The 20,679-nt window shown below is 59.3% G+C and carries 16 protein-coding genes and 1 other RNA gene; 9 read left to right on the top strand and 8 right to left on the bottom strand.

The annotated features are described in order from the left end of the window. Positions 1-170: 170 nt before the first annotated feature. The 3 genes from ACUTJJ_RS13375 to ACUTJJ_RS13385 all read right to left on the bottom strand — a co-directional run bounded on the left by ACUTJJ_RS13375 (position 171) and on the right by ACUTJJ_RS13385 (position 1,891). Positions 171-698: a dihydrofolate reductase gene (locus tag ACUTJJ_RS13375; protein WP_063950533.1), complete on the bottom strand. Its 528-nt coding sequence runs from the start codon at positions 696-698 to the stop codon at positions 171-173. Beyond that, positions 695-1,489, bottom strand: coding sequence for a thymidylate synthase (locus ACUTJJ_RS13380; protein WP_445542481.1), 795 nt, complete (start codon positions 1,487-1,489; stop codon positions 695-697). The genes ACUTJJ_RS13375 and ACUTJJ_RS13380 overlap by 4 nt, the downstream gene beginning before the upstream one ends. 93 nt (positions 1,490-1,582) lie before the next feature. Next, complete coding sequence (locus tag ACUTJJ_RS13385; protein WP_063950535.1) at positions 1,583-1,891, bottom strand: DUF2853 family protein; 309 nt, start codon at positions 1,889-1,891, stop codon at positions 1,583-1,585. 140 nt (positions 1,892-2,031) lie between these two features. Here ACUTJJ_RS13385 and ssrA point away from each other — a divergent pair. The 4 genes from ssrA (at position 2,032) to ACUTJJ_RS13405 (ending at position 3,716) form a co-directional block, all read left to right on the top strand. Further along, positions 2,032-2,405, top strand: a transfer-messenger RNA (tmRNA) gene (gene ssrA, locus ACUTJJ_RS13390). Positions 2,406-2,634: 229 nt separating this feature from the next. Then, a complete protein-coding gene (locus ACUTJJ_RS13395; RefSeq protein WP_063950536.1) occupies positions 2,635-3,147 on the top strand; it encodes an SspB family protein in 513 nt (170 codons plus the stop codon). A 42-nt stretch (positions 3,148-3,189) separates the two neighbouring features. Beyond that, positions 3,190-3,393 carry a DUF4169 family protein gene (locus ACUTJJ_RS13400; protein ID WP_063950537.1) on the top strand — a complete coding sequence of 68 codons (204 nt, stop codon included), beginning with the start codon at positions 3,190-3,192 and terminating at the stop codon, positions 3,391-3,393. A gap of 113 nt (positions 3,394-3,506) precedes the next feature. After that, positions 3,507-3,716, top strand: coding sequence for a ribbon-helix-helix domain-containing protein (locus tag ACUTJJ_RS13405; protein ID WP_063950538.1), 210 nt, complete (start codon positions 3,507-3,509; stop codon positions 3,714-3,716). Between the two features lie 450 nt (positions 3,717-4,166). Here the strand turns inward: ACUTJJ_RS13405 and ACUTJJ_RS13410 are convergent, their stop codons facing one another. The 4 genes from ACUTJJ_RS13410 to ACUTJJ_RS13425 all read right to left on the bottom strand — a co-directional run bounded on the left by ACUTJJ_RS13410 (position 4,167) and on the right by ACUTJJ_RS13425 (position 13,823). Beyond that, complete coding sequence (locus ACUTJJ_RS13410; RefSeq protein WP_445542482.1) at positions 4,167-7,895, bottom strand: AsmA family protein; 3,729 nt, start codon at positions 7,893-7,895, stop codon at positions 4,167-4,169. Between the two features lie 91 nt (positions 7,896-7,986). Continuing rightward, positions 7,987-9,399 (bottom strand): FAD-binding oxidoreductase, encoded by a 1,413-nt coding sequence (locus ACUTJJ_RS13415; RefSeq protein WP_445542483.1) that lies wholly within the window; start codon positions 9,397-9,399, stop codon positions 7,987-7,989. A 129-nt stretch (positions 9,400-9,528) separates the two neighbouring features. Next, on the bottom strand, positions 9,529-12,675 hold the full coding sequence (locus ACUTJJ_RS13420) for an efflux RND transporter permease subunit (protein ID WP_063950541.1): 3,147 nt from the start codon (positions 12,673-12,675) through the stop codon (positions 9,529-9,531). Continuing rightward, positions 12,672-13,823 (bottom strand): efflux RND transporter periplasmic adaptor subunit, encoded by a 1,152-nt coding sequence (locus ACUTJJ_RS13425; RefSeq protein ID WP_445542484.1) that lies wholly within the window; start codon positions 13,821-13,823, stop codon positions 12,672-12,674. The genes ACUTJJ_RS13420 and ACUTJJ_RS13425 overlap by 4 nt, the downstream gene beginning before the upstream one ends. 225 nt (positions 13,824-14,048) lie before the next feature. On the opposite strand from ACUTJJ_RS13425, the gene ACUTJJ_RS13430 reads away from it, so the two are divergent. The 3 genes from ACUTJJ_RS13430 (at position 14,049) to ACUTJJ_RS13440 (ending at position 17,952) form a co-directional block, all read left to right on the top strand. Beyond that, positions 14,049-14,459 carry a carboxymuconolactone decarboxylase family protein gene (locus tag ACUTJJ_RS13430; protein WP_445542485.1) on the top strand — a complete coding sequence of 137 codons (411 nt, stop codon included), beginning with the start codon at positions 14,049-14,051 and terminating at the stop codon, positions 14,457-14,459. A 102-nt stretch (positions 14,460-14,561) separates the two neighbouring features. Continuing rightward, the gene (locus tag ACUTJJ_RS13435) at positions 14,562-17,036 is read left to right on the top strand and encodes an ATP-dependent helicase (RefSeq protein ID WP_209087593.1); all 2,475 of its coding nucleotides are present in this window, start codon (positions 14,562-14,564) and stop codon (positions 17,034-17,036) included. A gap of 103 nt (positions 17,037-17,139) precedes the next feature. After that, a complete protein-coding gene (locus ACUTJJ_RS13440; protein WP_445542497.1) occupies positions 17,140-17,952 on the top strand; it encodes a glycosyltransferase family 25 protein in 813 nt (270 codons plus the stop codon). Between the two features lie 198 nt (positions 17,953-18,150). On the opposite strand, the gene betI is transcribed toward ACUTJJ_RS13440, so the two are convergent. Beyond that, positions 18,151-18,744 carry a choline-binding transcriptional repressor BetI gene (gene betI, locus ACUTJJ_RS13445; protein ID WP_144577394.1) on the bottom strand — a complete coding sequence of 198 codons (594 nt, stop codon included), beginning with the start codon at positions 18,742-18,744 and terminating at the stop codon, positions 18,151-18,153. Between the two features lie 137 nt (positions 18,745-18,881). Here betI and ACUTJJ_RS13450 point away from each other — a divergent pair, with 137 nt between their 5' ends. Together ACUTJJ_RS13450 and ACUTJJ_RS13455 are read left to right on the top strand one after the other, a co-directional pair. Beyond that, positions 18,882-19,781: a choline ABC transporter substrate-binding protein gene (locus tag ACUTJJ_RS13450; protein ID WP_445542498.1), complete on the top strand. Its 900-nt coding sequence runs from the start codon at positions 18,882-18,884 to the stop codon at positions 19,779-19,781. Further along, on the top strand, positions 19,778-20,641 hold the full coding sequence (locus tag ACUTJJ_RS13455) for an alpha/beta fold hydrolase (protein WP_445542486.1): 864 nt from the start codon (positions 19,778-19,780) through the stop codon (positions 20,639-20,641). Before ACUTJJ_RS13450 ends, ACUTJJ_RS13455 begins: the two co-directional genes overlap by 4 nt. Positions 20,642-20,679 lie beyond the last annotated feature (38 nt).

Below are 20,679 nucleotides of genomic sequence, written 5' to 3' on the forward strand. Positions count from 1 at the left end.
GCCGCCATTCTGATTGCTCCAGGGCATCAATACCTCTTTATAATAGCCTCTCCCGGTTCCGTTCGAAAGCGATTGCTCGCGTGCGGCGGGAATATCGACCCGTTATAGGAAGGAGAAACGTTTGTTTCAACGCAGAGGTGGTAACTAAATACCCAATCAGGGTAAATAGTTCACTTTGCCGCGGCCCTTCGCACATAAGTGGTAAACAGAACCGGATAACTGTCCTTTTCCCCTGCAGGAGCGGGGATTTCGTCAGTTTTCTCGAAAACGGCGGGGTCGATTTCCGGAAAAAAAGTGTCGCCGTCGAGTTTTACCGCCACGTGGGTGACGGAAAGTTGATCGGCAAAGGGCATGGCCTGACGGTAAATCTCGCCGCCACCGGCAACGAAAACTTCATCGACGCCTCGTTCAACGGCTCTGGCTTTTGCCAAATCGAGGGCTTCTTCCAGCGAGCCGACCACGTCGACGCCTTCCGGCCGGTAATCCGCATTGCGGCTGACGATGATATGCGGCCGGCCCGGCAATGGACGTTCGCCGACAGACAGAAACGTCTTGCGGCCCATGATGAGCGGCTTGCCCATCGTCATCGCCTTGAAGCGCTTGAGATCGGTCGACAACTTCCACGGCATGTCGAGATCGCGGCCGATGACGCCGTTCTCTGAGACTGCGACAATGATGGTGACGCGCGGCTCGCTCATACTGCGATCGGTGCCTTAATGCTTGAATCGGCCTCGTAGTTCTCCAGGGTAAAGTCTTCGAACTTAAAGGCGAAAAGGTCCTTCACGTCGGGGTTCAGCCGCATCGTCGACAAGGCTTTCGGCGTGCGCGTCATCTGCAGCCGCGCCTGTTCGAAATGGTTGGCATAGATGTGCGCGTCACCGAGCGTGTGAACGAAATCGCCAGGTTTCAGGCCAACCACCTGCGCCACCATCAGCGTCAAAAGCGCATAGGAGGCGATGTTGAACGGCACGCCGAGGAAGATATCGGCAGAGCGCTGGTAAAGCTGGCAGGAGAGCTTTCCATCCGCAACATAGAACTGGAACAGGCAGTGGCAGGGCGGCAGCGCCATCTCGTCCACCAGCGCCGGGTTCCAGGCCGAGACAATGTGGCGGCGGGAATTGGGATTTGTTTTCAAAGCCTCGATCAGAAGGGCGATCTGGTCGATATGGCGTCCGTCCGGTGCGGGCCAGGAGCGCCATTGCGCGCCATAGACCGGACCGAGATCACCGTTTTCGTCGGCCCATTCATCCCAGATGGAAACGCCGTTTTCCTTGAGATAGGCGATGTTTGTATCGCCCTTCAGGAACCACAGCAGCTCATGGATGATGGAGCGCAGATGCAGTTTCTTGGTGGTGAGAACCGGAAAACCTTCCGAAAGATCGAAACGCATCTGATAACCGAAGACAGAGCGTGTGCCCGTGCCGGTGCGGTCTCCACGGTCGGAGCCGGTTTCCATGACATGCCGGAGAAGATCGAGATATTGTTTCATACGTTCTGCCGCCGATTCCCTGATACAGAGGGACTATATAATAGCACAGGGCGGCAGAACCAATCACCGAATACGGGCTATCCCCGGATCAAATCAGAGCGACTGCAGCTTGTCGAGTTCCTTGGCCACCAGATAATAGAAAGTCACACGCGACTTGGACCGATCCGCCGCCATGGCTTTGGCAGCAGCGGCAATGGCCTTGTCAGCGCTGTCATCGGTCACACCAAGCTTCTTGACGCACCAGCTCGCCTTGACGCGCGCAAGTTCTTCTGGATCGGAGGCGGACACCAGTGAGGAATCCCGGTTACGCAGGGCAATACCGAGATGTTTGACGATCTTGCCGACAATCGCTTCATCGGCTGCGGCATCGTATTTTTTCACATCTGCGAGATAGTCAGTCATGTCCACTCCTTCGTGTGCCCCCGGCCCGGTTGCTTCAAATGACCGGTTGCATGGAGAATGAGACAGCAATCCCTCGTCGTCAAGAATTGTCTAAATTGCGCAGGTAGTGGACAAAACCTTTTCATCGAATTGTCATCTCCCCCCTTTTCTCGCGCGGGTGAAACGCCTATATGAACCTTGCCGGGGCAACCCGGCTATGGCGATAAACGGTCGGTGTAATAAACCTATTGGACCCGGGGGCGGTACCCGGCGCCTCCACCAAAAACCGGCGGACCTTTACCTATGGAAGGCCGGCTTCTGATGGGGGCGAAATAGGATCGACAAGGGCGTAAAGATCGAACTTTTGCTCGGCATGATACCGCCGTTATCGGGTCACAAGTGTAGTTGCAAACGACAACAACGCTAAGGAATACGCTCTCGCTGCCTAATGGCGGTGCGGGAATTCCGCTCTAAGTCCTCACGGTTAGCCCCGTGAGGCGGGGTTCGGAGGTACCTGGCAACAGAAACCTCCACCTTCTCCATTTTGCCTGAATTGATTATATGATAGCTGACTTGCAGACGGCATCGGCTTTTCCGTTGCTGCCGTTCCGGACATTGCGTATACTTGTCCAAAGCATAAGCCTTGAGGATCAGAAATGGTTCGGACATGGGATTACGCTAAGATTCAAAGTGTTGCAGCGTCCTAGGCGCGCAGTCCGCGCCGCGCATGAAAAGACGTTCGAATAAGGGAAAGACAGGACCGCATGGGGCAGGATCATATCCGTTACGACATTCTCGCACAGGATGCCCTTCGCGGCGTTATTCGCAAGGTTTTGGGTGAAGTGGCCGCAACCGGCCGCCTGCCCGGCGACCATCACTTTTTCATCACCTTCCTGACCGGCGCCCCGGGCGTGCGCATTTCCCAGCACCTCAAGGCAAAATACGCCGAGCAGATGACCATCGTCATCCAGCACCAGTTCTGGGACCTGAAGGTTACCGAAACCGGCTTCGAAATCGGCCTCTCCTTCTCCGACACGCCGGAAAAGCTGGTCATCCCCTACAATGCCATCAGAGGTTTTTACGACCCGTCGGTGAATTTCGAACTCGAATTCGACGTGCCGCTCGCTGAAGAGGAAGAAATGGAAGAGGCGGAAATCACTGCCTATCCCGTTTCCCATGAGGCGAAACCGGCGGCCGCTTCCGAGACGCCGAAGGCAGGCGAGGAAAAGAAGGAAGGCTCCGTCGTTTCGCTCGACGCCTTCCGCAAGAAGCAATAACGGTTTTACCCCAGCTTTCGAAACTCGAGGAGGCATATCCCCATGGCGGCCGATATCGTCAATCTGCGCCAGTTTCGGAAACAGAAGGTCCGCAGTGAAAAGGAAAAGCAGGCGGAGCAGAACCGCCTGTCCTTCGGCCGCACCAAAGCGGAAAAAAATCTCACGTCAGCGCTGAATGCCAAAGCCGAAAAGGCACTCGATCAGGGCCGGCTCGACAAGAGCGATGAAAACGGCGGTCAAGACTGAACGTCCAACTGCGTGCTGCGAATGTTGGGGCCAACGGAAAAGAATCGCAAAACAGGGACTTGCCGGCGAGACATGATTCAGACCCTCAACCGGACCCGCCGGAGCCTGATCTGATGATCCGCAAGCACTCCGCGACGTTGCATGGCCATCGCACCAGCATTTCACTCGAAGATGCCTTCTGGGATGAGCTGAAAATCATCGCGGAAAAGCGCAAGATCAGTTTTGCGGCCCTGCTTGCCGAAATCGACGACAATCGCGCCGCCGACAGCAATTTGTCGTCGTCGCTCAGGGTTTACGTGCTGAACTGGCTGAAAACCCGCTGAGTCCAAACTGGATCCGTCATCTGCGATGACCCGGCATCCCCGGTGAACAAGGAATTGGGATATGCGCGAGTGCTTTCGCATTTGCCGGACGCATTCCAGCCCGGCACGTCGGCCCATCAACCACTATAAGAATTCCCCCACAGAACTCGTAAAGCTGTGAAAGCATTCCTTAAACATTCGAAGGCTAATTTGCGCTGCAAGGCAATTTGGTATTGCGTAGCCTTGCCCATCAGGACTGGTTTCAGGTCGCTTTGACGTATCGTTCAATCGTGACGAGCCTGTCGCCTCCACCCTCTCTATCCTATACGACGAACAGCGGCTGCGAGTGATCGCTCGAAGTCTGCCCGCACGCGCGCGGCCCATTGGGTTTACACGGAACCGCGCCGGATGCGCTGTCTCTTCGAGAGCATCATCTGGACGAAAAGCCGCTCCACAGTTTCCTGGGAAGGATTATGGCGTCGCAGTCGGTGCTCCCGGTGCGAGTTGCCGTATCGCGTCTTCTGTCGGTGGTACGACGAGGGCCGGGGCGGATTGTCGCTCCGGTGCCGGCTGTTGCTGCTGCTGTTGTTGCTGTTGCTGCTGTTGCTGTAGCAGCCGCTCCTGCTGTTCCTTTTCCTGGCGCAGGCGCTCTTCGGCTGCCGCCTTCTGGCGGGCTTCCTCTTCCGCCCGCGCCTTGGCTTCCGCCTCCGCCCGCTCTTTTGCGGCCTGCCGTTCTGCCGCCTGCGAGCGGTAGAGTACGACTTCGCGGCGCAGCCGCTGCTTTTCAAGAACGCTCGCCTGCATGGCCTCCACCCGGCGACGCTCCTTTTCGAACGCTCGCAGCGAGAGGAAATTGCTGAGCGCGGACACATCCGTCGTCAAAGCCGGAGCGGCAAGCGGGCCGTTATAGTTGAGACGCACCGAAGGCTCGGCCCCTGCGACCGTTTCGGTGCCGGGATTGAACAGGAGATCGAGGTCACCGTTCACAGTGGAAGCCGCCAGATCGACGCTCGCATCGGCCGTCAGCGTGACGGGATCGATGCCGGCGCGCAGGTTCTGGAAATGAAGCGCGCCCCCGTTCAACGAGAATGGCAACGCCACATCGCCAAGCCCGATTTCGCCCTGCCACAGGGTCTGATCCACCAGCGGACGCACCTTCGGCGCGTCGATCGGCTGCTGCAAGCCGTCCGCTGCCTGCAGGATCGGGGCAAGAGCGCCGGGGTTGAGACCCTTGACGACAAGCCCGCCCGCCCGGATTTCACCAGAGCCACCCGCTGCCTTGAGCATTTCAGCAACACTTTTACCCGTCGATTCCGCCGTCAGGTCGATAGCGACCTTGCCCGTCGCAAGCGGGCCGTTGGCATTGGCCCACAGGATGGGCTCCGGGTTTGCATCGGTCACCGCAATCTTGGTGCGGAAAATTCCTGCCCCCTCGCCGGTCGACATGGCCAAGCGACCCGTGAGCTTGCCGCCCATAAAGATGCCGCTGACATCATCGAGTGAGAGTGAGCCGGCATCATGCGTGACCCTCGTCGAAAGACCCGTTACGGTGCCCAATGGACCGGCCTCGAAGCTCTCCGCTTTCAGGGCCAGCGACGCCTTGAGCTGCGGGAACGCGGCCATGGCGAGCGGCTTGGCGTTGAGCGCGCCGGTCTCCGGATCGATCACCGGGCCATACATCGCGTCTCCCAGCCAGGCGAGATCGACCGTCCTTACGGAAAGGTCACCGTCGACGGGATAGGGCGCGGCGCGTTGGAAAGCCAGATTTCCCGAGAATGGATTTCCGCCCACCTGGCCGCCGATGGACGACAAAGCAATCTTCTGCCCGTCAACGGTGACTTTCGCATTGGACTTCACTGCCAGACCACCGCCGAGCTGCGGCAGGCCAACGGCGTTCATGATGAGATAGGGCTCGATATCAGCACTTTCGAGCGCGACATCCGCGCTGCCTTCACCGAAATTGCCGGCGGCCACGGAGAAGGAACCGTTCATCGAAAAATGTGTGCGTTCGGTAGAGAAGCGCAATTCTGTCTGGGTAGGCGAGCCGAGCGTGCCATTGAGTTTGAGGGACAGGAGCCCCTCCCCATCCGCATCGAAAGGCAACGGATTGAGACCGGCCTGACCAAACAGGATCGCGGTCGACTGGTTCTTCAGGACGGCTTCCAGCGACATGGCCGTATCGTCTGTTATCGACAGGAAATCCGGCATCTTGGCAACGGCTGAAAGCCGGCTGCCATTGACGGTGCCGGAAACGGCGACATTCGCGCCGCCATTTTCACTGTTGACCGAAACGTCAACGGCAAGGTCCGAATTCGCATACCAGGGCGCGCTCGCCGCCAGGCGGCTGAGGAACGGATGGTCAGGCAACTTCTGCTGCAGCATGGCGAACAATGGCTGCATATCCGCCGCATGCAGGTTTACCGTGCCCTTTCCCGCATATTTGAGCAGCGAACCCTGCAACTCTCCCCTAGCCTTCACTTCCGCACCGGCGATATCGCCGGCCGTCATGTTTTCAAGCGAGAGCACACCTCCTGCGATATTAAAGGTAGTCTCGACCTTGTTGGCGGTCACGCCGGCCATATTGAAGCGGTCGGCCTTGAATTTCGCGGTAATGCGATGATCGAGGACCGAACCGCCGACCTGATCGCCAAGCGCCAGACTGCCGAGCGCCCTCAGCGCGTCGAGATCGATTTCGTTGCCCGAGAGATCGATGGAGAGATTGGACTCCTTGCCGTCCGAGCGTCGCTCCAGAGCGCCCTTCAGCGATGCGTCTCCGATGGCAAGTTCCAGATTATCGAAACGCTGGTTGAGCGTCGTCAGCGAGACATCGGCAGAGAAACCGGCGGCGTTGAGCTGGCGGATTGCCGGATCGACTGAACCGGAAAGCCAGTTCGCCAGCCCCGAGGGCTGGTTGGAGGCGAGCAGCATATTGCCGTTGAAAGCCGGACCGCCCAGCAGCGTCAGCGATCCCTTCGCTTCCAGCTGCGTCCTGCCCGGCAGCGTCGCCACGGCATTCACCACCTGCCAGCCGCTGCCATCCGGGCGAACATCCAGCCGGATGTCGCGGATTGTCGTGTCATCGGACACCAGCGCTGGAAGGCTGATGCTTGCCTTGCCCGGCACAGGCGGCACCGGAATGCGCGCCACCATCGCGGCAAATGCCTCGATGCGCTGACGGACGGATACGGTCGGCTGGCGCGACGTCTTGCCCGTCTGCACGACAGGCGGCGCAAAGCGCGCGACGTCGATCTGCTGGCCGTCGGCCGTCAGCAGGAATTCCGGCTTGGCGCCGGTATCAAGCGTTGCCTCCCCCGTCACGACGTAAGGATTTTCGCTGCCTCCAAGCTCCATGCGGTAGCTCGAAATTCGCACGCTCTCATTGGTCAGCTCGAAGCTTCCACGGGTGCGCGGTGAGGAAAAGATCGATTGTCCGGCTTGCTGTTGCTTCTGTTTCTGATCTTCGCGGAAGGTAAAGGCAAAGGATCCGCTATAGGCCGGCTTTCCCGCCGTTGCGGCGATCGCACCATCGAGATCGACCTCGACAGGATGTTCATCCGGCACAAGGCGTAGCCTGAGACCCATGCGGCCATTGGCATAATCCGGCTCGCTGCTGGAGAGGGAGAAGGAACCGGGGTGCCCGTCAACAGCCGCGCGCCCCTCGGCTTTCCAGGGGCCGGCGAGAGAATTTGCCGACATATCGGCGTTGAGGCCCGTCACGATACGGTTTCGGCCAGACTGCTCATCGATGAATTCGATCTGCCCGCCTTCGATCTGTACGCTTTCGAGAACCACGGTGCGCGCCGGGATTTCGGCACGGCTACCCCGCATCCAGTCCAGCGTACCGTCTTTCAGCAGTCTGATCTTGGCCTTGGGTTCTTCGATGCGCATGTCGAAGATGCGCGCTTCGCCAGAAAGAAAAGGCGCAAGCTCGGCATCCATGGAGAACCGCGCGACCTGAATGAGCGGCGATCCATCCGCATCCGTTCCGGCGCGCACATCATGCAGCGTTACCGACGGGAAAGGCAGGATACGGGCCTCGACGCGGCCGTGTACGACGACTTTCTTGCCAAGGATACGACTTGCCTGGTCTTCAAAATCACGACGGAAATCGGTCCAGTCGACAAAATAGGGAATGAGCAGCGCCGAAAACAGCACCAAGGCCAGCAGTCCGCCCAGAAAAACCAGAATACGTCCGAGCACTGACCTGCATCTCCCTTCGCGAACGCTGCAAACCTATTCTTTTCTGCCTTAACGGCAAGCAGCCTTTTGTACCAATCAAATGTGAGAATGATCAGACAAGCCGGAACAATTTACCCGGATTGAAGATATTGTCGGGATCGAGCGACGTTTTGATGGCGCGCATCACATCCAGTGCATTGCCGGCCTCTTCGGCGAGAAAACTCATCTTGCCCTGGCCGATGCCGTGTTCGCCGGTGCACGTGCCGTCCATGGCAATGGCGCGGCGGTTGAGGCGGGCGACAAAGGCTTCCGTCTTCGCGACGCTTTCGGCATCCTTGCCATCGAACAGAATAAGCACGTGGAAGTTCCCGTCACCCGCATGGCCGACGATCGGCGCGAGAAAGCCGTTCTCGGCAATATCCCGCTGCGTTTCCACCACGCAATCGGCCAGCCGCGAGATCGGCACGCAAACGTCGGTGGAGAGACCATCAAGATGCGGCGCAAGCGCGCGCGACGCCCAATAGGCATCGTGACGCGCCTTCCAGAGCTTGGCGCGCTCGGCAGCATCGCCCGTCCAGCGAAAGTCGACGCTGCCGCATTCCGCTGCGATCTCGGCGAACTGCTGCGATTGCAGCGCCGCCGTCTCTTCCGTGCCGTGGAACTCCACGAAGAGCGTCGGCTTCTCCGCATAGTTCAGGCCGGAATAGGCGTTGCAGGCGCGCACCTGCACCTCATCAAGCAATTCAATGCGGGCGACCGGAACGCCCATCTGGATCGTCATGATGACGGCGTCGCAGGCAGCCTTGATACTGTCGAAGGTGCAGACACCGCCCACGATCTTTTCCGGGATACCCTGTAACCGCAGCGTCACGGACGTTATCACGCCAAGTGTGCCTTCAGCGCCGACAAAGAGCCGTGTCAGATCGTAGCCCGCAGAAGACTTGCGGGCGCGGCGCGCCGTGCGGATTTCCTCGCCATTGGCTACGACGGCGGTGACCGCGAGCACATTGTCTTTCATCGTGCCATAACGCACGGCATTGGTGCCGGAAGCGCGTGTCGAAGCCATGCCGCCGATCGAGGCATTCGCGCCCGGATCGATCGGGAAGAAAAGGCCTGTATCGCGCAGATAGACATTGAGGTCCTCGCGCGTCACGCCCGGCTCCACCGTCACGTCAAGATCTTCGGCATTCACCTCAATGATACGATTCATCCGGCTGAAATCGATGCAGATTCCGCCGTTCGGCGCATTCACCTGCCCTTCCAGCGAAGACCCGGTCCCGAAGGGAATGACGGGAACCTTATAGTGCGCGCAGGCCTTCACCACAGCCTTCACATCATCGGCGCTCTCGGCAAAGACGACGCCGTCTGGCGCCTGCAGGGTCAAATAGGTGGTGGTGTGGCCGTGCTGCTCGCGAAACGCCTGGCCGGTCTGGACTTTCTCGCCCAGCTGCTGCTTCAGCACCGCGAGCGCAGACGCGATACCTTCTTCGTTCCGTTTACCCGCCACCACATCCTTCAGCGCCATCGTCCGTCTCCGCCGCAACATCCGCCCGTAACGGATTCGAACCGTTACGAAATTTCGTCAGGTGGTATGGGATAAGGTCAGCGCTTTGTCCAGCATCGCGATTGCACTGCTTGTGGTTTGGCGTCGATCCTATTCCGCGGCAAGCAACGGCTTGTCCTCCTCCAGCGCCTTGCGGCGGGCGGCAAGTTCCAGCTCGCGATGCAGACGAATTTCCTCATCCGCCTGCGGTTTGGCGAAACGGGCGATCAGGAGATAGGAAACCGGCGTGATATAAAGCGTCACCAGCGTCGCAAAACCCAGACCGCCGACGATGACCCAGCCAAGTGCGATACGTGCTTCCGCGCCGGCCCCTTGGGCAAGCACGAGCGGCACGCCGCCGAGAATGGTGGCGATCATCGTCATCATGACCGGGCGCAGACGGATGCTGGTGGCCTTTTCGATAGCCTCGCGCACGGTTGCTCCCTGATCGCGCAGATGGTTGGCGAATTCGACGATAAGGATACCGTTCTTCGCCATCACCCCGACGAGCAGCACGAGGCCGATCTGGCTGTAGACGTTGAGGCTGGAGCCGGTGACGAGCAGCGCGATGACGGCGCAGGCAAGGCCGAGCGGCACCGTCGACATGATGATGATCGAACTCAGCACGCTTTCAAACTGCGCAGCAAGCACCAGGAAGATGATGGCGATCGCAAAACCGAAGGTCAGCAGCATGCCGCTCGAATTTTCCTCCAGCGTGGCCGCCTCGCCAAGCGGCAGCAGACGCGCGCCGGGCGGCATCACGGATTGCGCCAGTTCGTTGACTTTTTGCAGGGCCTGACCGAGCGAAACGCCGTCCTTCAGGTTAGCGGTAAAGCCAACAGAGGGGAGTTGCTGTTCGCGATTAAGCTGCGGCGCCACCGCATTCTCCTTGAGCGAGGCGATGACCGACATTGGCACGATCTTGCCGTCACCCGTTTTTAGGAACACGTTTTCAAGATCGGTGGGATCGTTGATCGGTCGGGTGGAAGACAAGAGCCTGACCGGGATGGCATCGCCATCCACGAAGACGTCAACGATCGAGCGACCTTCCAATAGAGATTGCATCGCGCGCGACAGGCCGGTGATGTCGATGCCAAGATCAGAGGCGCGCTCGCGGTCGATGGACACGGAGAGCTGCGCCTGATTGGGCTCGTTGTCGAAGCGCGGCGTGTCGAACAGACCGCTCTCTTCCATCGAAAGCAACAGCTTCTGCGTCGCCTCCGTCAGCGCCGCGTAATTGCTGCCGACCATTGCCATCTGCAAGCCATTGCCGGCGCCGCGGATGCGAAGGCTGTTCGGCTGCATGGCATTGCCGCGCAAGGCCGGAACCTTGTTGGCGGCGGATGTGACGTCAGCGGCGATCTGGTTCTGCGTGCGCTCGCGATCCGCCCAGGGAGCGAGCGTCAGTACCATGAAGCCAGTATTGGACGAGCCGTTCATGCCGGTGATGGAGTAGATGTTGCGGATTTCCCCGCTGTCGCGCAGCGGCTGCAGGTTTTCCTCGATACGTTGCAGCTGGTCGCGCGTATATTCGAGGCTCACGCCCTGCGGCGCGGTGACCCGCATCATGATAGAGGCGCGGTCCTCGCGCGGCGTCAGTTCGTTCTGGATCATGCCAAAGGCGATCCATGACAGCCCGGAAAAGATCACGGCAACGACGATGACGATCAGCGGGTTATTGAGGCAGGCGGACAGCGTCGATTTATACGTCGCAGCGAAAACATTGCCAAACCACGCAAGCGGCCCGGTCGGCTCCTTCAGCCCCTCCTTCAGCATGCGCGAGGCGAGCATCGGGCAGAGAGTCAAAGCCACGATGGAGGACAGGCCCACCGCAAAGGCCAGCACGAAACCGAACTCGCGGAACAGGCCGCCAAGCTGGCCCGGCAGGAAGGAGAGCGGGATGAAGACGGCGGCTAGCGTCGCGGTCGTCGCTATGACGGCAAAAAAGACCTCCTGCGTGCCGAGAACGGCAGCCGCGCGCGGTCCCATGCCTTCCGCCCGGCGGCGTACGATGTTTTCCAGCACTACGATCGCATCGTCAACGACGAGGCCGGTCGCAAGCACGATGGCAAGCAACGTCAGAATATTGACCGAAAAGCCGACCATATAGATGGCGATGATCGTGCCGATCAGCGCAACCGGCATGGTGATCGCCGGAATGAGCGTCGCGCGCCAATCGCGCAGAAAGAGATAGAGTACCACAACGACGATGACCGCCGAAAGCCCGAGCGCGATCTCCACCTCATGCAGCGCACCCTCGATGAACACCGCATCGTCGCTGGTCACCACGATGCGCGTTCCCTCGGGCAGATTGGCCGACATCGTTTCGACCGCAGCCTTCACGCCGGTGGAAATGTTGAGCGTGTTGGACTGCGCCTGGCGAATGACGCCAAGACCGACGCCCTGTACGCCATTGGAGCGCAGCGACGTCGATTCGTCATCCGCGCCAAGCATGACGGTCGCGACGTCGCGAAGGCGGATATTGTCCTTGATGAGGAGATTGGAGAAGTCCTCGGGTTTCGTCAGGCTCGCCGTGGCGCGCACGACGATATCCTGCGTCGCGCTTTTCAGCGATCCCGCAGGCACATCGAGAGCGGCGCTGGCGAGCGCATTGGAAACATCCGTGACGGTCAGACCACGGCTGGCAAGCGCCGCCTGATTGAGATCGACGCGGAAAACCTTTTCCTGATCGCCATAAAGCTCCACATCGGCGACACCATCGACAGCGGCTAGACGGTCGATAATTTCGTCATCCACCAGTTTGGTCAGGTCTTCCATGCTGAGCGTGGATGAGGTGACCGCAAGACGCATGATGGGCTGGCTGTCTGAATCCGCCTTGATGATCTGCGGCTCGTCGGCATCGTCAGGCAACTGGTTGGTCACACGGCCGATGGCATCGCGCACATCATTGGCCGCGACGGCCATATCGACGTTGTCCCCAAATTCCATCGTGACGCGGCTGGTGCCGAACTGCGAATTGGACGAGATGGATTTGACGCCACTGACGCGGGCAACCGCCCCTTCAATCGTCTGCGTCACTTCCTGGTCGATGGTCTCAGGCGCCGCCCCCTCATAGGTCGTCCTGACGCTGATCGTCGGCCTGTCGACATCCGGCAGTTCGCGCACCTCAACACCCACAAGGGCTGCAAGCCCGGCGACAACCAGAAGCGTGTTAAGGACAGCCGCAAGGATGGGCCGGCGCACGAAAAGCGCGGTAAAGGCAAGCTTGGAGTCCTGACCGGAGGGCGACTGCGTCATTGGCTGGCAACCTCCTCAGCCTTCGGCGCATTACCGATGCGGACAGCGCCGCCTTCCCTGACGCGCTGCAATCCTTCAATGACAACAGGCTCGCCTTCCGCCAGCTGGGCTTTCACCAGTACCGCGTCCGGGTTGCGCTGCACGATCTGCACCCGCACCTTGCTCGACTTGTTGTCTACGACACGCCAGACATAGGAGCCTTCCGCGTCCCACTGCACTGCCAGCGGATCGACGGAGGCATAGGTCTCGCCGGCAAATCGCATCGTAACGCCGAAGGACATGCCAGCCCTCAGCTCGTCCTTCTCATTGCCGAACTTCGCACGGATACGAATGGTCCGGCTCGCCTCATCCACGCGGTTGTCGACCGCCTCGACCTCGCCGGTGAAGGTTTCGCCGGGCCGCGAAATGGACGTTGCCTCAACCGGCATACCGATCTTGATCGCCGTCGCAAAACGCTCCGGCGCCCAGAAATTGACGAGAATTTCGGACCGGTCATCGATGCTGACGATGGTGGACTGTGTCGTGACGTTATCACCGATATTGGCGGCAACGATGCCAGCAACGCCATTGATCGGCGCCACGATATCGCGCCGCTTCAAATTGAGCTCCGCGGTGCTGAGCGCAAGCTTTGCAGCTTCCTCCGCGATCTGCGCATCAAGCACGTCGAGGCGGGCGACGGATTTCAGGTTCTTGTAGGAATTGGATTTTTCGACGGCACTGCGCAGCGCGACCTGGGCCTTGTCCCGTTCGATCAATTGTTCGTCGTCATCCAGACGCGCCAATACCTGGCCCTTCACCACACGCTGTCCCGATGAGGTGCGGATTTCCGCAAGCGTGCCAGAGACCTGCGGCATGACCACAACCGACTGGATCGCCTCGCCATTGCCGATCGCGTTCAGACGATCGTTGACGACGCCTCGCTTCACCGGGGCCGTCACCACGAGCGTGGCGTTGGAATTGCGGCGCGCACCGTTGCCGTTCTGGCCAGCCGATGGCCCTGCCGCCGCAACCTCAACGGCGCCGGGCGCGGATTTTGCAAGTCCGACGCTGGCGAGCACATTACGGGCCTCGGGCGAATAAAAGCCCCAGAGACAGAGCCCTGCCCCAACGACGGCCAGACTGACACCCACCTGTTTCCAGACCCGCATATAGTTCTCCGGTTGATCATCACAGCATAAATCGCCCCTTGAATCATAGACTTCGGGACGTCCGCAGTATTCATGCTTGCCAGAAACGAGGCAACGCACAAATCCGTTTCTTACGTATTTGTAATTTGTAATGGATTTTCGGTGAAAGCGCGACCGCGACCAATATTATCGCAAATATTCTGAAGCCCGGTAATCTGTCCGGGAGGAAACGAGCCGGAGGAAGCCATGAGCACTGTCATGAAAACACAAAATCCAGAAGCCGATCCGCGTGTGAAAGCGGTCTTCGATGATATCCGGACCACCCGCAAATCGGATTTCATCAACAATATGTGGCTGTATCTCGCCTTTGACCCCGATCTCCTGGAAAAGACATGGGCCGAGGTCAAGGCGGTGATGGCGACACCTTCGGCGCTCGACCCGATCGTGAAGGAAATGCTTTACATTGCAGTATCCGTCACCAATGGCTGCTCCTACTGTGCCCACTCCCACACCGCGGCCGCAAAAGCCAAGGGAATGACAAACGAACAGCATGCCGATCTGATGCGGGTGATCGCGCTTGCCGGCAAGACCAACCAGCTTGCGGTAGCCCTGCAAGTGCCCGTCGATGCCGCTTTTGATGCTGACCAGAGTGCATGAACCCGAAATAATGCCTTGGAATAGGCGTTTTGAGCGGTGATACCGGAATAAAAGCAGAACGCGGTTCTGGCCTTTACATCCCGAATCACTACATTGGGCCGCATGAGCAACAGTTTTGACGATATGCCGTTCTTCGATGAGGAACCCGTGGCACCGCGCAGGGCGACGAACAATGCCCCGTCGGAAAACGGCGGCGGGCTTGGAATTGCCGCCCGCGCCATGGCCGCCCGTGATCAGACGCGTGCCGCGCCAGATTATCTTTCCGGCCTCAACCCGGAACAGCGCGAAGCGGTTGAAACGCTTGACGGCCCGGTTCTCGTCCTCGCGGGCGCCGGCACCGGCAAGACCCGTGTTCTGACAACCCGCATCGCCCATATTCTCGCGACCGGCCGTGCCTATCCGAGCCAGATCCTCGCCGTGACCTTCACCAACAAGGCCGCACGCGAGATGAAGGAACGCATCGGCGTTCTCGTCGGCGGCGCGGTCGAGGGCATGCCCTGGCTCGGCACGTTCCACTCCATCGGCGTCAAGCTTCTGCGTCGTCACGCCGAACTCGTCGGCCTGAAGTCGGATTTCACCATTCTCGATACGGATGACGTGGTGCGGCTGATCAAGCAGCTCATCCAGGCCGAAGGTCTCGATGATAAGCGCTGGCCGGCCAAACAGTTCGCCGGCATGATCGACGGCTGGAAGAACAAGGGCCTGACGCCGCCGGATATTCCTGAAGGAGATAGCCGCGCCTTCGCAAACGGCAAAGGCCGCGAACTGTACACCGCCTATCAGAACCGGCTGAAAACGCTGAACGCCTGCGACTTCGGCGACCTGCTGCTGCACCCGATCAGCATCTTCCGCCGGAACACCGACATTCTGAAGGAGTATCACCAGAAGTTCCGATACATTCTGGTGGACGAATATCAGGACACCAACACGGCGCAATATATGTGGCTGCGGCTCTTGGCCCAGCGCGCCAAGGGCGAGCCGCAAAACGTCTGCTGTGTGGGTGACGACGACCAGTCGATCTATGGCTGGCGCGGCGCGGAAGTGGACAACATCCTGCGTTTCGACAAGGATTTCCCCGGCGCCAAGGTCATCAAGCTCGAACGCAATTATCGTTCAACCGAGCATATTCTCGGTGCGGCCGGCCATCTCATCGCCCATAATGAGGGCCGTCTCGGCAAGACGCTGTTTACCGAACGCAGCAGCCCTGACGATGAAAAGGTCGTGGTGCATGCGGCCTGGGATTCCGAGGAGGAAGCCCGCGCCGTCGGCGAAGAGATCGAGCAGCTTCAGCGCAAAGGTAACATGCTGAACGACATGGCGATCCTTGTCCGCGCCTCCTTCCAGATGCGCGAATTCGAAGACCGGTTCGTCACGCTCGGCCTCAATTACCGCGTCATCGGCGGTCCGCGCTTTTATGAGCGCCTCGAAATCCGCGATGCCATGGCCTATTTCCGCCTCGTCTGCCAGCCGGCCGACGATCTCGCCTTCGAGCGGATCGTCAACACACCGAAACGCGGTCTGGGCGATACGACGATCCGCAATCTGCACGACTATGCGCGCGCGCGTGACATTCCGATGCTGGCCGCGGCCGCCGACATCATCGAGACCGACGAGCTGAAACCGAAGGCGCGCAAGGCGCTGTTCGATGTGGTGCAGGATTTCCGCCGCTGGCAGGGTCTCCTCGAAAACACCGAACACACCACGCTTGCCGAGCAGATCCTCGACGAAAGCGGCTATACCGCCATGTGGCAGGCCGACAAGACGGCCGAAGCGCCAGGACGGCTCGAAAACCTCAAGGAACTCATCCGCTCGATGGAAGCCTTTGAAAGCATGCGCGGTTTCCTCGAGCATGTCGCACTCGTCATGGATGCCGAGCAGAACGAAAACCTCGATGCCGTCTCCATCATGACGCTCCATTCCGCCAAGGGTCTGGAATTCGACACCGTCTTCCTGCCCGGCTGGGAAGAAGGCCTGTTTCCGCACCAGCGGGCGCTGGACGAAGGCGGACGCTCCGGTCTTGAGGAAGAACGTCGTCTTGCCTATGTCGGCATCACCCGTGCCAAGAAACTCTGCCATATCTGGTTCGTCTCGAACCGCCGCATTCACGGGCTGTGGCAATCCACCCTGCCCTCGCGGTTCCTGGACGAGCTGCCGTCCGCCCATGTGGACGTTGCAGCATCCGACAGCAGTTACGGCGGATATGGCGGGCGCGGCGGCTACGGCCAGTCGCGTTTCGACAAGGCCGATCCCTTCGCCAACACCTATTCCACCCCCGGCTGGAAACGTGCGCAGCAGAACCGCAGCGACGCCACCCGCGACAACTGGGGCACACGCTCCGGCCACGCGGTGGAGCGCATCGGCTACGGCGAAAGCGGCCCCCGTACCCGCACCATCGACGGGGAACTGGTGGCGAAATCCGTCGCTGACACGCCGTCAAAATTCTTCGTGGGCGACCGCGTGTTCCATATCAAGTTTGGCAACGGCAATATCGCCGCCATCGAGGGGAACAAGCTCACGATCGACTTCGACCGCGCCGGCCAGAAGCGCGTGCTGGATGGATTTGTGGAAAAGGTTTGATTCGACAACTATGAGTGCCCGCAGACCTCTTTTTCCGTAGCCCAGGTCATGCCGTTGCAATAAAGGAGTTGCATTGGGATGTGGAGAACGGGTGAGGACTGCCTTGCATATATTACCGAAGAGCCAGCGCAAGCTTGCGGTTTTCCTGATCAACATGGACAGCGCCACAAAGCGCCTTGCCGACATGAATGCGCGTCTCGATGCGTTAGGCCTCGAGGCCGAACGCGTTCCCGGCGTCAACGGCAGGGAACTGAACTATCCCATTCCGGAGTTCAGTGAACTCTCTTACATGCTGATGCATGGCCGCCGCACCTCTCCGCCCGAGATCGGCTGCTATTTGAGCCATGTTGCCTGCGCCAACCGGTTTATGAACGGTGACGCGGACATAGCGCTGATCCTCGAAGACGACGTGGTCTTCGACGGGGATTTTCTGGATGCCATTGATGAGGCCGTGCTGAACGGCCGGGAATGGGACATTCTGCGGCTCACTACGGTCAGCAATGGCCGGAAATTCGCGTTTCGACGTCTGTCCAACGGCCGTTCTCTGGCAATTGCCCTCACACGAGAAAAAGGATCGGGCGCCTATCTCGTCAACCGCCGGGCCGGAAAGTGGATCGCCAATCTCATTCCTATGCGGCTCGCCTACGACATCGCCTTCGACCTTGAATATCTCGCTGGCCTTAAGTCCGCCTTCATCTACCCGCTTTGCGCGACGCAGGATGCCGATGGCGAGAGCCAGATACAGAACAATCTTCGCATCTACCGCCTGCCCCGCTGGCGTTACTTCACCGTTTTGCCCTATCGCGCTTACCTTGAAACCACCCGTTTCCTGCTGCGCGGTTTCCGATTGCTTGTGGCGAAGGCAACGGTAGCGTTACAGCGGGACAAGCGCAAAACACTGGCTGCCGGGCACTGAACGCCCGGCTCACGTTTCGCCAGGCGTAAAGCCGATCAGATAAACTGCCGCGACGACGGCTGCGAGAATGAAAATCGAGATGACGAAAATCGTCATCCTGTTCAATGGCTTGCGAGTCGTTTTCTTCATGCCGGAATAATGCGGCGGGACAGACCTGGTTCCATGGCCTTTGATCCATCTTGCCCGATGGGCGTGCAGTCAGGCGGTGGCGTCCGCGCTCGGCAGTCGGTGTGACAGGTAATCATCCATCTGCGCCATCGCCTCCTGTCGCGAAAGGCCGCCGGACTGCAAGCCAGACCGAAGCCATAACCCGTCGATCAGCGTGGTGATCCCCAGTGCTATCGGTTCGACGTCCTCCTCAGATACGAGATGCCGCAATGCGGAGAGCAGATTCGACCGCATGCGCGCATGGATCACCTTTTGGATCCGCGCAAGCTGCGGCTCACGGGGAACCTCGGCGCACAGCGAAAGCCAGGCATGGCAGATCGACGGCTGAAAGAAGCTCTCGTCGAAATTCGCATCGATAATTGCCTGCAATCTCTCCCGCGCGCTTGTGGCGCGATTGAGCCGTGCCACGACCACCTCCGCCAGCTTCACATTGGCTTCGCGCATAGCATGCTCGAAAAGCTCCTGCTTGCTTGCAAAATAATGCAGCACGATGCCTTTGGAGGCGCCCGCCTGCGCCGCAACCCGCTCTAGAGTTGCCCCCGCCATTCCCTCTCTCTGCAACACTTCGAATGCTGCCCGTCTTAGCTCAGCCCGGCGAATATCGCTTATTTTAGTGAGTCGCATTTCAGTCTCCTTACAGAGACACATTGACAAATTTTCCGAAAAGATCAATTATTGTCCCACGGGTCAATTTAATGACCTATAAGGCAAAGGATTGACTGATGGGACGGTTTAGGACGGTTCTTTCCGCGACAGCATTGATGATATCTGGCGCAAGCGCGGCTTTCTCAGCCGACCCCGAAACCTGTCGGGTCGTTCGCATGGCGGAACCGGGCTGGAACGACCTTGCATTCACCACCGGCATCGCCTCGACACTGCTAAAGGCGCTACACTACCAGCCGCAAAGCCAGTTGCTCGGCATCGACGTCATCTACACCAGCCTTAAAAGCAAAGACCTCGACGTCTTCCTCGGCTATTGGGATCCGGCGATGGTCAATTATTACAAGCCCTACAAGGAAGACGGTTCGGTCGAAAAAGTCCGCACCAACCTTGTGGGCGCCAAATATACCTTTGCCGTGCCGACGTATGTGTGGGAGGCCGGGGTCAAGGACTTTTCCGACCTGCAGAAGTTCGCCGACAAGTTCGACAGGAAACTCTATGGCATCGAGCCCGGCTCGAACCAGTTGATGCTGAACGCCGTCAATGACCCGTCGCTCGGCCTGAAGGACTGGGAGGTCGTCGAATCCAGCGAACAGGGCATGCTTTCCCAAGTCGCGCGCTTCAGCCGCAACAAGACGTTCATCGTTTTCCAGGGATGGGCGCCCCACCCGATGAACAGCAAGTTCGACATCAAATATCTCACTGGCGGCGACAAGTTTTATGGACCCAACTTCGGTGCTGCCACCGTCGATACGCAAGTCCGCGAGGGTTATGGGCAGCAATGTCCGAATGTCGTGGCACTGCTGCAAAACCTCGAATTCGACGTCGATTTCGAAAACAAGGGCATGGACCTGATCATGAACGGCGGCCTGTCGCCGGAAGACGCGGCGCTGCAAGCCATTAAAGCGGAGCCGCAGCGGCTTGAGAAATGGCTGAAAGACGTCTCCACCGCCGATGGGCAGAACGGGTTCTCAGCGGTAAAGGCGGAGCTTGGGCTATGACGGCGTTGTCTTTGGATCACTGGGAAGATCGCAAGCGCTATATCGACCTGCCGCGCAAACGGCAAATGGCGTTCATCGATACAGAAGGCCCCGGGCCCGTGCTGCTGATGTTGCACGGCTTTTCCGACACCAGCCGCAGCTTTTCGATGCTGGAGCCCTACTTGCAAGAGTACCGGCTGATTGTTCCGGATTTGCCCGGACATGGGTCATCCTCCATCGGACATGGTTTTCACGTCGCCGACTTCGCGGAAACCATCGACCGTTTCCTGACCCTTATGGGCATCTCTCGGCTGTTTCTGCTGGGCCACTCCCTCGGAGCGATGACAGCAATTGAGCTGGCGGCCCGCCGTTCCTGCTCCGTCCGTGCGATGGGGCTGATTTCCGGCACGCTGGAGCCGGATTTTGGCTCTGAAAGCACGCTCACCCAGGATATCCTCGCCTTGCGCGACCCGATCAAGCCGACGGGCGGCTTCCTGCGCGACTGGTATTTCTGCAACCATCCAGTCAACGAGGATTTTCTCGGCAGAATGAAGCATGACGCGGCTAACATGCCGGCGGAAATCTGGCATGGCGTCGTGAAAGCCTTCGCAGAAACGAACCTGCGCCACAGTGCTTCCAAGATAGATAGTCCCGTGCTCTGCATTTCCGGCTCGGAAGACCCGCTCTTTGACGAATCTCACAGACAGCAACTTGCCGAGGCCTTTCCCACGGCGCAGTCGGTGACGCTGCCGGGGCAAGGACACAATCCACACTGGGAAGATCCACGCTGCGTGTCGACTTTGGTCACAGAGTTCTTCGCGGAAGTAATGATGCAAGCCGGCGCGCGCATCAGCACCCAGACGTCCATTGGAGATCGCTGATCGCTTTAACGGACCCCTGTAACCCGAGAATTCGATTT

It is taken from the genome of Agrobacterium sp. DKPNP3 (assembly GCF_052686535.1).